Genomic DNA, 15,211 nt, shown 5'->3' on the forward strand with positions numbered 1-15,211 from the left:
GAGCCGTAGAGCACAGAGGGCGACGTGGGCAGCGCCTACGAAATTGCAACATATTTCCCAACCGGCCCGCAAACGGCACGGGTTTTTGGGAAGGCGATGACTGTCAGGACAGCGTCGCTTCCTTCTCGACGAAGCCGGCGATCATCTTCAGCAGTTCCGATTCCTGGAACGGCTTGCCGACGTACTCGTTGACCCCCAGTTCCATCGCATAGTTGCGATGCTTGTCGGCGGTACGTGACGTGATCATGATGATCGGGATGTGGCTGCTGCGTTCGTCGCCGCGCACGTTACGGGTCAAGTCGAAGCCATCCATCCGTGGCATCTCGATATCGACCAGCATCACGTCCGGCGCAATCGACTGCAGATGTTCGAGCGCATCGACCCCGTCTTTCGCCAGCACCACCTGATAGCCCTCACGCTGCAGGAAGCGCTGCGTGACGCGCCGTACCGTCAGCGAATCATCGACCACCATCACGATATGCTTCTTGCGCAGACCCTGCACTGCGTCGGTGCCAGGCACCGTTGGCTGCCGCGATGCTGCTGCACCTGTGGCCGGCGCCAGATTGGCCACCGCCCCCATCTCGTGCGGCGCATCGGACTGCGTGATACGCGGTGCGCGCAGGTTCTCGTTTGCGACGCGTTGCGCCAGCGGCACTGGATTGACGATCAGCACGATGTCGCCGGAACCGAGCACGGTGGCGCCGGCGATGCCGATCATGCGCGCCAGTTGCGGCCCGATGTTCTTGACCACCACCTCCTTGTTGCCGATCACTTCGTCGACGTGAATCGCGACGCGGTCGTTGCCGCTCCTGAGGATCACGATCGGCGAATATTGCTGCGCCACCGGCGTCGCCGACCGATCACCGAGCAGCGCCGACAGATAATGCAGCGGCACCCGGTTGCCCTGCCACACGATCGCGCCTTCGTTGTAGGCGTTGGCCAGCGGATTGCCCTTCAATTGCTGGACCTGCTCGACCAGCACCGACGGTACCGCGTAGGTGGTGCCGCCGGTCGACAGCAGTACCACTTGCGTGACCGCCAGAGTCAGCGGCAGATGAATTGTGAAATGCGCCCCTTTGCCGGCTTCGGTGGCGATCGCGACGCGACCGCCCAGCGCCGCCGCTTCGGAACGCACCACGTCCATGCCGACGCCGCGTCCGGCCAGCTCGGTCACTTCCTGCGCGGTCGAAAAACCGGACTGGAAAATGAAATCGGCGGTCTCTGCGTCGCTCGCATCGCGCTCATCGGTCAGCAAGCCGACCGCCCTCGCCTTGGCGCGAATCCGTTCCAGATTCAGGCCCTGGCCGTCGTCGGTGAACTGGATCACGACCTCGTTACCTTCCTGCCGAATTTCGACCAGCAGTTCGCCGGTTTCGCTCTTGCCCGCGGCTTGCCGCGCAGCGCGAGTTTCGATCCCGTGCACGATCGCGTTACGCAGCAGATGTTCGAACGGTCCGGTCATTTTCTCCAGCACGCCACGATCGATTTCGACGGCGGTACCGCGGATATCGAGGCTGACGCGCTTATCGACTTCTTTCGAAGTCTGGCGCGCGACCCGGTACAGGCGTTCCGAAATACTGGCGAATGGCACCATCCGCACCCGCATCAGATCCTGTTGCAGATCGCGCGTCAGACGCGCCTGTGTCATCAGGTCGGCGGTGGCGCCATCCACGGTGCGCACCAGGCTGTCCTGCACCGATGCAACGTCGCTGACGCTCTCGGCCATCATGCGGGTCAGTTCCTGCAAGCGCGAGAAACGGTCGAATTCGAGCGGGTCGAATTCGCGGTCGTTGTTATGCGACATGCGCGACGTAATCTGGGTTTCGGCCTGAATCTCGACCTCGCGCAACTGGCCGCGCAGACGCGCCATATTCTCGGTCAGTTCGGACAGCGACTGACGCAGTGTGCCGACTTCGGTCTCCAGCTTGGAGCGCGAGATCGATACCTCACCGGCCTGATTCACCAGCCGGTCGAGGATGTCGGCGCGTACCCGCACCAGCGATACCGGCGCCGCCGCAGCCGCGCCGGCGGTGACGGGCCCAACTGCCGGCACCGCAGCTTTCTGTGCCGCCGGCACCATCGCAGTCCCGCTCGTTGCTTCGTACGATGTTGCGGTGGCTGGCGGTTGCTGCGCAGCTTTGGTCGCATCCGGATCCTGCAGGGCATCGAACAGATGCATGCACTGGTCATGCCGCGCCACCAGGTCTTCCAGTGCCAGTGCAGAGGCCGGACCGGCATGCACGATGTTTTCGATCCGGCTTTCCATCTCGTGCGCGTGCTGACCAAGCCCCATCGCACCGGCCATCCGGGCGCTGCCCTTCACCGTATGCAACAGGCGCAGCACCGCTTGCGATGAGCCTCTGTCGCTCAGATTGTCCTGCCATGCACGCAGCGCTTCGCCGATGCGCGGCAGCAAATCCTGACCTTCTTCCAGAAACACCGGCAGCAGATCGGCATCCAGCTCATCCGTCGGCATCAAGGCCGGATCGAGTGCCTGCTCGGCCTGCTCGCTGGCCATCGCTTCAGCCGCGGTCGGGAATACCGCGGTCGGCAGCACCGGCACTTGCGGCTGAGCAAACATCGGCAACACGCCACGGGTTTCGGCAACTGGTTCCATTGCGTGCGCCAGTTCCAGCGTTGTTTCTGGCAGTGTTGCTTGTGGTGTTTCCTGTTGTGTTTCTTGCTCGGCAGTGTGCGCTGCTTCGTTCAACGCCTCGATATCAGCGGCGTCCAGGTCCTCATGCAGCGCTGGCATCGTCTTGATCGCCGCACGCGCGACGACATCGTCCTGCAACTGGGCCAGTTGACGCACCAGTTCCGGTTCGTACGGGGACATTTCACCGACTGCAAATTTTTGCAGCATCAGCTTCAGACGCTCGACGCATTGGTCCAGTTTGTCGTATTCGTCCGAGTGCAGGTTGACATGGCGGCGCGTCAAGCTTTGCAGCATCATCTCCAGACCATGCGCGACTTGCTGCAAGGACTGAAAGCCGACCGTGGCGGAGCTGCCGCCCAGCGAGTGTGCCGCATGCACCGCCTGGGTGCTGACAGGACGGTGCGGCTCATGGCGCCATTCGGCAAAATCTTGCGCCAGTCGACGTACGATCTCGTCGGTTTCTGCCAGGTAAATGTTGTAAAGCGGAACGCTGATCTCGAGCTCGCCGATCTGCTTGATGCTGTCGTCCGGCTTGGCGTGTGGCGGCAGATGACCCGGAAAGTCAATGACTTCGGCCTCCATCAGCGGTTCCGACGCGGCGACAGACTCGATCGCTACTGGCGGGAGCGGTTCCGGCTCTTCGCTCAACACGAAGTCGCTGATCGACACGATATCGCTATCGTCATCGATGCCGTCGTGCGCCGCAGCATGGTCGGCCTGCATTGCCGATTCGGGCTGCCCGATCGTCTGCACGCCGTTGTCTGCAGGTGCGGACTCGGTCATCAGTGCCGATTGCGCCTCAATTGATTCTATTGATTCTATTGATTCTATCGGTTCATTCAACTCAACCGGTTCAATCAGTTCAATTAAATAGTCGATTGGTTCAATTGGCTCGACCAGTTCGAGCGACTCGCTGCCTGCCAGTTCGATATGCTCATCGGCGACGCCGAAATCCTGCTGATCAAGGTCGGCGTGCACCTCGGCACGAGGATCGGCTGCAGGCTCGACCGGAACCGCGATCTGACTCTCAAGCCGGGGCCTGCTCTGTTGATCAAGATCGTTGACCAGCGATGCGACGGCCGCCACAGGTGCCGGCTCCACTTCGTCGAAATGGAACGGCTGCCCCTGCTTCACGCGTTCCGCCGCGCTCTTGAGCGCGCTCGCGCTGCGGCTGGAATTGCCATTGAGGTTGATCTCGCAGACCCAGGCGCTTAACTGTTCTTGTGTCTTGTCCAGCAGTGCATACAGATCCGGGGTACCGGCGCGGGCTTCCGACAGCCACAGATTCATGACCTGTTCTATGCTGCCAGCGGCATCGGCGAACGTGTTCAGGCCAACCATGCGGCCGCTGCCTTTGAGCGTGTGGAACGAGCGGCGCAAGGTGGTCAGATGTTCCTGGTTGCTGATATCGCCACGCGACTGCGGCAAGGTCTGCTTGACGAAGGCCAGCACCTCTTCTGCCTCCATCATGAATATCTCCAGCAATTCGGCGTCGACCGCTTCCTCGGTTGCCGGCGTCACGACTGCTGCCACGACTTCCGCCGCGGCCGGGACTTGGGCGGTCGCCGTGACGATATCGGCCAGCGTGCTCTGCGACGTGCTGAAGTCCGGACGCTCCAGAATATCGATTGCCGCCTGGGCCCGATCGGTCGCTTCCGTATTGTCGAGTAAAGCTGCGTCCTGACGGATCTGGACCAACGATTCCTTCAACTGCTCCTGCAACGCGGAATTATCCGGTTCGGCCGCCAGCGACACTGCCAGGTCAGCCGATTGCCGCTGGTGCCGGACCAGCTCGTCTTCTACGGTTGGTACGCTGTCGCTGTGCGGTTCGGTGTGCTGGTTTGAAGTCTTGTGATCTGCATCTGTCAGATCACTTGCAACGTCAATGGCCGGCAGCAGCAGCGCAGATGCGGCGCCCTCATTTATGGTGCCGACGGCCTTGTTCTTTTCCAGCAAGCTGGCACGGAAGATTCCCTGCTCCTGGTCGAATGAAAAACGGGTTTTCGCGGTCTCCGGGTGCTGCGGCAGCATTTCGATGAAGAAACCGAGCGCGCCGATATTCTGCGCCACATCCTGCAGTGCCTGCCGATCCGGTGCGGCCTCGACGACAGACTCGCCGGCGGCCCCTTGCTCCCCGGCCTCGCCGGTCGGTTCGATCGATACCTCCGGCAGTGCAAAGCGCTGCACCGCCGCTCGGGTGTGCTGGACCGCGCGCAGCGCGTCGTCCTGCTCCAGAATCGCCAGTGCGCCACCGATCTGATGCAATATCGGGTCGATATTGACCAGTGCATCGCGTTTGGCGGCGTCATTGAAGTACTCGTCCAGCAGTTTCTCGACCTGGCGCAAACTGGTTTTCATTTCGCCAGCCAGCACCACCATGGTTTGTCGCTGCTGCGCCTGGCGCGCAAGTTCGTCAAGCCATGGCGCCGAATCCTGCGGTGTTTCGCCGGCGGCAATCGACAACAGGCGCGCGGTGAGGGCATCGGCCCGCTCCGGGAAGTCGTCGGACAGGCGATTGATCTGATCCAGCGCGTTTTCAACGAACAGCAAACTGGTCGCGATCTGCAGACCGAGGCGGCTGTCGGATTTGGCGTGACGCGCGATGCCATTTAACTCACGCAATAATTTGGCGAGCGACGGCGAATTGAGCTTCACGCTGGACTCGGCCAGTGTTTTCATTTCGTCTTCAAACGCGGCCGTGACACTGGCATCGCCGCCGGCAATCCGGCTCCACAGATTTTTGGCCTGCGCCAGCGCTTCCTTGGCTTGCGCCAGCGCATTGACGTCGATCTGTCCGTAACGTTGCTTCTCGTAGTCGACTGGCACCAGTCCGTCTAACTGATAGGCACGGCGGATTTGCAGCGACAACGGTGTCGGCGCGCCGACCCGGGCGATGAAAAACAGCGCATCGCGCAACAGCCGCTCCGAGATACTCGGCGAGCCGTCGACCAGGCGCCGGATCTGCAGATTGATACGGCCCAACAGCTGTTTCACATACAGATCATTTTGCGCCTGCGCCGCGCTTACGGCATCGGCAAATCCGTGCATGACCCACCAGAATTCGCGGGTTTGCTGAATGGTCTGCGCGCACTCGATCTCGGCGATGATGTCGCTGATGGCGACGGTATTGTTGCGCTCGGTATCGGGATTGCTCTTGAGCAGCAAACCCAGCAACGCTCTTTCGAACCGTTTGCGCAGACCTGCATAGTCGACCGGTGCGGCGGCGGCCGCGCGGGGCGGCAATTGCGGCCGCAGTGCCAGGTTCGGGAAAAATAGATCGGCCGGGTGAATTCGCTCTGCGCCGCGCACTTCCAGCAACGCGCGGTAATACGGGAACAGCGTAACCGGTTGCGGCTGTGCACCGGACAGCAATTCTTCCAGATACTCGACTAGTGCCTGATACGCACGTTCGATCGCCCGGGTAGTTGCCGCACTGACCGGCAATTGCCCGGCTTCCAGACGATCGATCAGGTCTTCGATGGTCTCGGTGATCAGGGCGACGCCGTCGACGTCCACAATCTGCAGCGCGCCGTGCGCCTGATGCAGATAAGTCTTGGCATGACGCAGCGAAGTCGATTGTGACTCGGCATCCTTGAGCACGGCATCAAACAGCGCAGTCTTCGATTGCGCCAGCGCCTCGCGGATTTCGCCCATCACCCACGACAGCGGTCCAGTATCGAAATTGGCCCGACTACCGGGGGATGAAGCGGAAAATGGGGTGGTCATGGTTGCCTCGCGAATTCAAAAAACGATAGACCGGATGAATAATTTATCGCCACGCATCACACATGGGCTGTTGATGGGATGGAGGTTTAGGTTCAAGGTAATGCCATCAGGAAGCTGGTACGGTACGTTTCATTGGGTCAGTGCGTGAGCGAGTGCTTGCATGCATTTCAGGCAACGCGTGCGGTATGCCGATGTCCGCCAAACACCCTCCACGCAGAGAACTCCCAATCCAGCCAACCACCGACGTCGAGTCACGCTGCCACCGACATTACTGCGACGACCCGAGCATGGCGGCCTTGGCAAGCCCGGCTTGCCCATCTTTGTGCAATGCCGGTGCCACGCACCAACGATGACAGCTGCTTCCCGGGTCAGGCGACAACACGGAAACGCGATACCGAATTCTTCAGTTCTTCCGCCAGCAGCGACAGTTCGCGAATCGACGTTGCGGTCTGTTGCGTACCCTGCTGGGTCTGTTCGGTCACGCTCAGAATATGTTGAATATTGTTCGCCACGCCGTTGGCTGAAGTTGCCTGCTGCTCGGTCGCGAACGAAATGCCACGAATCAATTCCGCCAGGCGGTTCGAAACGCGGCTGATATCGGACAGTGCGGCGCCGGCAGCATCGGACAGTTTCGCTCCTTCAACCACACCCTGCGTCGATTTTTCCATAGCGGCAACTGCATCGTGGGTATCAGTCTGAATGGTGCGCACCAGCGCACCGATCTGCTTGGTCGCTTCGCCGGAACGTTCCGCCAGTCGCTGCACCTCTTCCGCAACCACCGAGAAGCCTCGCCCTGCTTCGCCGGCGGAAGCCGCCTGAATCGCAGCGTTCAGCGCCAGCACGTTGGTCTGTTCGGTAATATCGGAAATCAGCTCGGTGATCTCGCCGATCTCCTGTGACGATTCACCGAGGCGTTTGATGCGTTTCGAGGTTTCCTGGATCTGTTCGCGGATCTCGTTCATACCCTTGATCGCGTTCTCCACCGCCCGCGAACCTTGCTCCGCTGCCACCAGCGACTGGCGCGCCACCTCGGCCGATTCGTTGGCCGATTTCGATACGTCGGTAATTTCTTCCGCCATCTTCAGCACCGCATGCGAGGCATCCTGAATCTCGCGCGACTGCTGATGCGACGCCGATAACAGGTCGGTCGAAATACTCTGGGCCTGATTCGATGCCGAGGTAACCTGTTGCGCAGTATGCGTTACGCGCCCGACCAGGCCGCGCAACTCTTCCACCGTATAGTTGACCGAGTCGGCGATCGCGCCGGTGATGTCTTCCGACACCGTTGCCTGCACCGTCAAGTCACCATCCGCCACTTCTTGCAATTCGTTCATCAGACGCAAAATAGCGGCCTGATTCTGTTCGTTGGTGCTGTTCGCGTGCTCTTCCTGCTTTTGTGCTTGCAGACGCTGTGTATCGGCTTCCTGACGGCGCACGTCGGCGTCCTTGGTACGGTTGCGGCCGTCCTGCAGCAGCACCAGTGCGATACCGGCTGCTGCCAGCAGCGCCAGCGCCGCACTGACCAGCATCAGGTAAAACGGTGCGCCAAGGTTCTGTTCGGCACGGTAGGTCTTTTGCAGATTGGTCAGATGCTGTTTCAGTGTTTCGTTTTCGCCAAACAGCAGTTGTTCGGATTGTTTGGCCGCGATAAATTTCTGCAGATTGCCCAGAATCATCGATACCGATTGTTGGTATTCGGCAAACGATTTCTGCAATTCCAGCAACTTTTCGCGGGTGTCCTTGTCCTTGGTTGCGGTCAGTCTCAGCACCTCGCTGCCGTTCAGGAAGCCTTCGACGATGTCGCGAAAGGTATTGGTGTCCTTACCCAGCAGGAACGCCGTTTCCGGGTTCACACCTTCGGAGGTCAGGAACTCGTTCGCGCTGCGGCCCAGACGCTGGGTCAACATCACCAGTTGACCGGCGGCCGAGATTTCACGCGGGCTGGCGGCACTCTGCACCTTCAGCGTCGAGATCTGTTCGGTCAGTTCGAGCAGATTCGGCGACAGCGTATTCAGTTGTTGCAGGGTGACGCCGAAGCCGGTCAATTCCTTTTTCAGGTTCAGGATGGTCTCCGCAGCCTTGTCGGAGTTGCCCCATACCTTCTGAGTGTCCTTCAGGATCGGCTCCATTGCCGCTGTAGGGCTCGAGACAGAACGCCCCTGATATTCGCCGCCCTTGACCAGGATGTTCAGGTCCTGGTTGAATTCGTGGCGGCTGTCGTCGAGCTGCTTGAAGGCCTCCAGATTACCCTGAATCGCGTTCGGCGCCGCCTTACCGATACGCTGCGAGTGCATCAGCGCCTCACCGGCGATCTGGGTCTGGGTCGCAGCCAGGTTGGTGGTGCTGGAATTGAGCCACGCGAAGAATGCGCCGATCAACAATGCGCCGCCCAGTGCGATCAGCAGCACGCGGATCTGGCGTTGCAGCGGCAAGCCACCGATCAGCGGCAACCTGAGGTCGCCACTACTTTTCATCATGTCACCGATCAGGCTGTCCGCCGCCGGCGCATCGGCGACCGGGGCGATCGCCGATGCGTCCTGATGTGTGGATTGCAGCGACTCGGCCTGGTCTGGCTCCCCGATCGTCGCCAAGTGCTGATCCGGGATCATTGATTCGGTGATGAGTGCGTCGGCTTCATCGGCATCTCCAGCCTTGTTGCCTCTGGATAAGAACGGTATGTTAAATGCCATTGCAAAATCTCCTAACTCTCAATAAGTTGCTGCCGGAACGTACATTGTTGTTTTGATCGGGGCTGCTCATTGTCGGGCTCAAAACGGGCTCAAAACGGGCTGATCGCGGGCTCATGCCGGAATCACAACCCAACCTGCAGAAAGCGCGGGTCCTGCACGATCAGCGAAAGGTTGAGCTGCCGCCAGACTTGGGAGTCGCGGTCACGATAGCTGTGGGGAGCCCATGGCGTATCGGCTGCCGCCTGATCCGGCTGCAGCTCCATGTCGGCGACATTGCGCAGGCCCATCACGCGCGACACCAGCAGTCCGCAGTTGAAAGACAGTGCCGGCGCAAACGCGACGATGCGGCTGTCCTGCTCGATCTGGGTGGTGGAATGGCCCTGGAATCGAGCAAAATCGACCACGCTGATCAGGTTGCCGCGCAAGTTCGACAAACCCAGGTACCAGTCCTGCGTCAGCGGCACCGGCGTGATGGCGCCGATCGACACGATCTCGCTGGCCTCTTTCAGATCCAGCAGCCAGCGCGTTTGACCGATCATCACCCCGAGTTGATTCACCCGGGTATCCGTACCGCTACGCGCTGTCTGCACGCGTTCGATCAGCTGGATCTGGAATTCGCGCAGGCGCGTACGCCGTGCTGCCGAGTCAACTTTCCTGACCGTCTTGTACGGTACTGGATCCGGGGTGGCTTGGGTCATGGCAGGGCTTTAGCCTAGCGCGGCGATTTTCGCCAGCAGCTCGTCCGCATTGATCGGCTTGACCAGATAGTCGCGTGCGCCTTGGCGCAAGCCCCAGATGCGATCGGTTTCCTGGTCCTTGCTGGTGCAGATGATCACCGGCACATGCTCGGTCTCCGGATCGCGCGCAATGGCCCGGGTGACCTGGAAGCCGTTTTTGCCCGGCATCACGACGTCCATCAGGATCAGGTGCGGCTTGTCGGTCTTGATCTTAAGCAACGCATCTTCGCCGTTTTCGGCGGTCGATACCGAGAATCCGTTCTTGACCAGGATATCCGTCAGGAAATAACGCTCCGTTGGGGAGTCGTCAACGATGAGAATTTTTTGTATGGCCATTTTCTATTCCTACCTCAAAAACTACTTCGAAATCGCGTTGGCGGTATGCTCACGCACCGTCTTCAGCAGACTATCTTTGGTGAATGGCTTGGTCAGGTATTCATCCGAGCCGACCATTGCACCGCGCGCACGGTCGAACAGGCCATCCTTGGATGACAGCATAATCACCGGCGTCGTATGGAATTTGGTGCTCTTCTTGATCAGCGCGCAGGTCTGATAGCCATCCAGCCGCGGCATCAGGATATCGCAAAAGATCAGCGCCGGATGGTGGTCATTGATCTTGGCCAGCGCATCGAAGCCGTCCTCGGCCAGGATGACCTGATAACCGGCCTGACTCAGGAAGATCTCTGCCGACCGGCGAATCGTGCTGCTATCGTCAATCACCAGGACCTTCAGGCCATTCTTCTCCAGCGATGCAGTCATAGGGTCGTCTCGGTCACTTTGTTTGAATAATTGTGCTCAACTGTAACAAAATTTCCGATGCCGTAGTACAACATTACGACGCTTTACAACAACAATTCGGGTTTGATTTGCAGCAATTTGCCTTAAAAACAAGCAAATTGCGAAAATTCTAGCCAAGTTACCAACGGTTGCATCTGCGTCAGAATCAGATCGCCACCATTTCGAAATCTTCCTTGCGGGCGCCGCATTCCGGGCAAGTCCAGTTCATCGGCACGTCGTCCCAGCGGGTACCGGCAACAATGCCCTCTTCCGGCAAGCCGGCTTCCTCGTCGTAAATCCAGCCACAAATCAGGCACATCCAGGTCTTGAACTCGCCCGTTGCCTGTATCGATGATTCAATATTGCTCACGTCTGACTACCCTTCGATCTAGTAAAATGCAAAATTAGCAAAGTTGGATGGTGCAAGCTGATCGCAGCTAGAAGCCTGTCGGACTTACGGAGAATCGGCGGTTAAAGTCACTGAGCGGTACAGTGTCACCGGCTTTTTGCTCATTAGCCCGCTATTTAGCTCGCTATTGACGCTGCAAATCCGGCAAAATCTGTCCGCGTTCAGCACATTTTTCGTTTCGATTCCGCAAGTTCGACAGACTCCTATTGCGCGAGGCTGTCGCCGAATCCGTTCCACAAGGTTGAACATATTAATCTACTCGCCGTGCAAAACCAAACTTCTCCCCTTATATTGAGCTTCGGCGTGTCCGATCCGGTCGGCGCCATCGGCATCCAGGCCGACCTTGCCTCGTTTGCCGCGATGGGTTGCCACGGCTTGTCGGTGATCACCTCGGTCCAGATCGGCGACACCGCGCGCACCGAGGACCTGCAATTCATCGATCCCGACTGGGTCGCGGATCAGGCCCGTGTGGTGCTGGAAGACATGCCGGTCGCGGCGTTCAAGGTCGGCACGCTGGGCAGCGTTGAAAATGTGTCGGTGATCGCCGAAATCGTGTCGGACTATCCCGACATTCCGTTGATCCTCGACCCGTTCATCACCCAAATGCCGGACCAGGGGTTCGATAGCGAAGACATCCTGATGGCGATGCGCGAATTGCTGATTCCGCAGACCACGCTGCTATTGGTGTCGGCGGTGGAGCTGACCCGGATCGCCGAAACCTGGCGCGAACCGTCGTTCGACGACGTCATGGTGGCCGATACCATGCACCTGATCGATGCCGGCTGCGAGTATGTGCTGGTGACCGGCACGCCGGGCGAGGTGCATCAGGTCGTCAATACCCTGTTCAACGTGTCCGGCGTGGTGCGCAGCGACACCTGGCTGCGTCTGCCCGGCTCGTTTGTTGGCGCCGGCAGTACGCTGTCGGCCGCCATCACCGCATTGCTGGCCAACGGCCTGGATATGCCCGAAGCCGTGCTGGAGGCGCAGGAATTCACGCTGGCCGCACTGGCCCATGCGCAACGCCTCGGCATGGGCAAGCTGGTGCCGGACCGTTACTTCTGGGCGCGCGAGCCGGCCAGCGGCGATGTCGACCAGCAAGCCGACGACGAGGCCGACTGAAACGGGCTGCGCAACCGGGATCAGGGGCTTCCGATCATCACCACACGATGTCCACCCGTCGCCATTGCCGTTCTACCGTATCGCTCGGCTAGCTTCCCTTTACATTTTTTGATCATTACCGACGCTAATCAACATGACCAGCACCCATTCCAACAACGACACCCTGTTCACCCGCGCCCAACTGACCACCCCCGGCGGCGTCAATTCGCCGGTGCGCGCCTTCCGTTCGGTCGGTGGCACGCCGCGTTTCATCACGCACGCCGCCGGTCCCTATTTCTGGGACGCCGATGACAAGCGCTACATCGACTACATCGGCTCCTGGGGCCCGGCCATCGTCGGCCACGCCCATCCGGAGGTGGTGAAAGCGGTGCAGGACGCAGCCGCCCGCGGGCTGTCGTTCGGTGCGCCGACTGAGGGCGAGATCGAGATGGCCGAGGAAATCTGTCGGCTGGTGCCATCGATCGAGCAGGTGCGCCTGGTGTCGAGTGGCACCGAGGCGACCATGAGCGCGTTGCGGCTGGCGCGCGGCGCCACCGGGCGCGACAAGATCGTCAAATTCGAAGGCTGCTACCACGGCCACGCCGACTCGCTGCTGGTGAAGGCCGGCAGCGGCTTGCTGACGTTCGGCAATCCGACCTCGGCCGGGGTGCCGGAAGACTTCGTCAAGCACACGATGGTGCTCGACTACAACAATACTGCGCAGCTGGAACAGGCGTTCAAGGATATGGGCGACCAAATCGCCTGCGTGATCGTGGAGCCGGTGGCCGGCAACATGAATCTGGTGAAATCGACCCCGGAATTCCTGCACACCATGCGGCGGCTGTGTACCCAATACGGCACCATCCTGATTTTCGATGAGGTGATGTCGGGTTTCCGCGTCGCGCTGGGCGGCGCGCAGTCGGTGTATGGCATCACGCCCGACCTGACCGCGCTCGGCAAGGTGATCGGCGGCGGCTTGCCGCTCGCGGCTTTCGGCGGCCGCGCCGAGCTGATGCAGAAAATGGCGCCGCTGGGCGCCGTGTATCAGGCCGGCACGCTGTCCGGCAATCCGGTCGCGGTAGCAGCCGGCATGAGCACATTGAAACTGATCCAGGCGCCCGGCTTCTACGACGCGCTCGCGGCCCAAACCCGCAAACTGGTCAATGGCCTGAGCGCCGCCGCCGGCGAGGCCGGCATACCGTTCTGCGCGGACGCGATCGGCGGCATGTTCGGCCTGTATTTCAGCCCCGACATTCCGACTGGCTACACACAAATGATGGCCTGCAACCGGACCCGCTTCAATGCCTTCTTCCATGCGATGCTGGAACAAGGCGTGTATTTCGCGCCAGCCGCATTCGAAGCCGGTTTCGTGTCGGCGCAACACGACGATACGGTGATCGATGCGACGATCGCCGCGGCCCGCACCGTGTTCGCCAGCTTGCACTGAGAACAACTGGGCACCAATACGTCGCGGTGCCCGGCTAACATCAGGCTAACAACTGGTAACGGTTTTGCGCGCGCAACTGTTCGCACCGCTGCTAGACTCTGCACGTTGCCGCAGCGCTGTCCGGCGCGGCAACGACCTTCCCGTTTGATCCGATCGCGGCCACCGGCCGCCGATCCTTTGCGGAGACCGCATGTTCGGCAAGCTCCTTTCCCGCTTTACCCAGCACGATACCGTCAAAGCGCTCGGCCCGGGCCTGATCACCGGCGCCGCCGACGACGATCCGTCCGGCATCGCGACCTATTCGCAGGCCGGCGCGCAATTCGGCTTCAACATGTTGTGGACCATCGTGCTGACTTATCCATTTATGGTCGGCATCCAGTTGGTGTCGGCGCGACTCGGTCGCGTTACCGGGCGCGGCCTGGCGGCCAATATCCGACGCGCCTATCCGCCGTCGCTGCTGTACCTGATCGTGCTGTTGCTGCTGGTCGCCAATATCATCAATATCGCGGCAGATATCGCCGCGATGGGCGAGGCGATGCGACTGGTGACGCAACACGGGCCGGCCCATTACTATTCGCTCGGGTTCGGCTTTCTGTGCCTGTCGCTGCAGATTTTTCTGCCCTACCGCACCTATGTCCATTATCTGAAGTGGCTGACGCTGGCACTGCTGGCCTACGTCGCGACGGTGCTGGTGATCCACGTGCCGTGGTCGGAAGTCGCGTTGCGCACGGTGTGGCCTCAGTTTGCATGGAATAACGCTTCGGTCACCGTGATCGTCGCGATCTTCGGCACCACCATCAGCCCTTACCTGTTCTTCTGGCAAGCCTCGCAGGAAGTCGAGGAGATCCGCGCCGACACCGGTGCACAGGCGCTACGCAAGGCGCCGGAAGACGCCAAGATACACCTGAAGCGGATCAAGACCGACACCGTGATCGGCATGGGATTTTCGAATCTGGTCGCGTTCTTCATCATCCTGGCGACCGCTACCACGCTGGCCGCGCACGGCGTCACCAATATCCAGACCTCGGCGCAGGCAGCCGAAGCATTGCGGCCGCTGGCCGGCGAATTCGCCTTTCTGCTGTTTGCGCTGGGCATCGTCGGCACCGGTCTGCTGGCGGTGCCGGTACTGGCCGGCGCGTCGGCCTATGCCGTGACCGAGAGCTTTCGCTGGGATAACGGACTCGATCTGAAGATGCTGCAGGCGCGCGAGTTTTACGCCATCATCTCGCTGGCGACGATCGGCGGCATAGCGCTCAATTTCGCGCCGATCGATCCGATCAAGGCGCTGTTCTGGTCGGCGCTGATCAACGGCGTGATTGCGGTCCCGATCATGGCAGTGATGATGTTGCTGGCACGCGAGCCGCGCATCATGGGCACGTTCACGCTGTCGCGGCGGCATACGGTGATCGGCTGGATGGGCGTGGCTATCATGCTGATCGCGGTGGTGGCGATGTTCGCGACGCTGTAGGCGTGTGCAGCAGGTCGGAATTTGGGGCGGGCAAGCGCAAGGCACCGGCTCGGGCATCTCTTCGCACCGCCACGCCACGCCACTCATATACTCGCTGGTGTATTTACTAGCCCCCCCAATGAATGTTAGCGGAATATCCAGCGCGGATTCAACTATGAAGTGCAACTGACGATGGAATTTAGTGGGAGTATCTGGAGGCCAAA

General features: G+C 60.4%; 9 protein-coding genes. 3 read left to right on the forward strand and 6 right to left on the reverse strand.

Features of this window, described 5'->3' with window-relative positions; translation table 11 throughout:
- Nucleotides 1–103: 103 nt before the first annotated feature.
- The 6 genes from ACFOFO_RS24025 to ACFOFO_RS24050 form a co-directional block, all read right to left on the reverse strand.
- Nucleotides 104–6,382, reverse strand: a complete 6,279-nt coding sequence (locus ACFOFO_RS24025; RefSeq protein WP_390326944.1) for a hybrid sensor histidine kinase/response regulator — start codon at nucleotides 6,380–6,382, stop codon at nucleotides 104–106.
- 368 nt (nucleotides 6,383–6,750) lie between these two features.
- Nucleotides 6,751–9,072, reverse strand: coding sequence for a methyl-accepting chemotaxis protein (locus ACFOFO_RS24030; protein WP_390333203.1), 2,322 nt, complete (start codon nucleotides 9,070–9,072; stop codon nucleotides 6,751–6,753).
- A gap of 122 nt (nucleotides 9,073–9,194) precedes the next feature.
- On the reverse strand, nucleotides 9,195–9,770 hold the full coding sequence (locus tag ACFOFO_RS24035; RefSeq protein ID WP_390326946.1) for a chemotaxis protein CheW: 576 nt from the start codon (nucleotides 9,768–9,770) through the stop codon (nucleotides 9,195–9,197).
- A 9-nt stretch (nucleotides 9,771–9,779) separates the two neighbouring features.
- The gene (locus ACFOFO_RS24040) at nucleotides 9,780–10,145 is read right to left on the reverse strand and encodes a response regulator transcription factor (protein ID WP_390333205.1); all 366 of its coding nucleotides are present in this window, start codon (nucleotides 10,143–10,145) and stop codon (nucleotides 9,780–9,782) included.
- Between the two features lie 21 nt (nucleotides 10,146–10,166).
- The gene (locus ACFOFO_RS24045; protein WP_390326949.1) at nucleotides 10,167–10,568 is read right to left on the reverse strand and encodes a response regulator; all 402 of its coding nucleotides are present in this window, start codon (nucleotides 10,566–10,568) and stop codon (nucleotides 10,167–10,169) included.
- A gap of 184 nt (nucleotides 10,569–10,752) precedes the next feature.
- Nucleotides 10,753–10,905, reverse strand: coding sequence for a rubredoxin (locus ACFOFO_RS24050; RefSeq protein WP_390328248.1), 153 nt, complete (start codon nucleotides 10,903–10,905; stop codon nucleotides 10,753–10,755).
- A gap of 354 nt (nucleotides 10,906–11,259) precedes the next feature.
- Here ACFOFO_RS24050 and thiD point away from each other — a divergent pair, with 354 nt between their 5' ends.
- The 3 genes from thiD to ACFOFO_RS24065 all read left to right on the forward strand — a co-directional run bounded on the left by thiD (nucleotide 11,260) and on the right by ACFOFO_RS24065 (nucleotide 15,008).
- A complete protein-coding gene (gene thiD, locus ACFOFO_RS24055; RefSeq protein WP_390326952.1) occupies nucleotides 11,260–12,114 on the forward strand; it encodes a bifunctional hydroxymethylpyrimidine kinase/phosphomethylpyrimidine kinase in 855 nt (284 codons plus the stop codon).
- 133 nt (nucleotides 12,115–12,247) lie between these two features.
- A complete protein-coding gene (gene hemL, locus ACFOFO_RS24060; RefSeq protein WP_390326955.1) occupies nucleotides 12,248–13,540 on the forward strand; it encodes a glutamate-1-semialdehyde 2,1-aminomutase in 1,293 nt (430 codons plus the stop codon).
- A gap of 190 nt (nucleotides 13,541–13,730) precedes the next feature.
- Nucleotides 13,731–15,008 (forward strand): NRAMP family divalent metal transporter, encoded by a 1,278-nt coding sequence (locus tag ACFOFO_RS24065; protein WP_390333206.1) that lies wholly within the window; start codon nucleotides 13,731–13,733, stop codon nucleotides 15,006–15,008.
- The last annotated feature ends 203 nt before the right edge of the window (nucleotides 15,009–15,211 follow it).

Origin of the sequence: Pseudundibacterium arcticum, assembly GCF_042646465.1 — a bacterium.
GTDB lineage: Bacteria > Pseudomonadota > Gammaproteobacteria > Burkholderiales > Burkholderiaceae_D > Undibacterium_A > Undibacterium_A arcticum.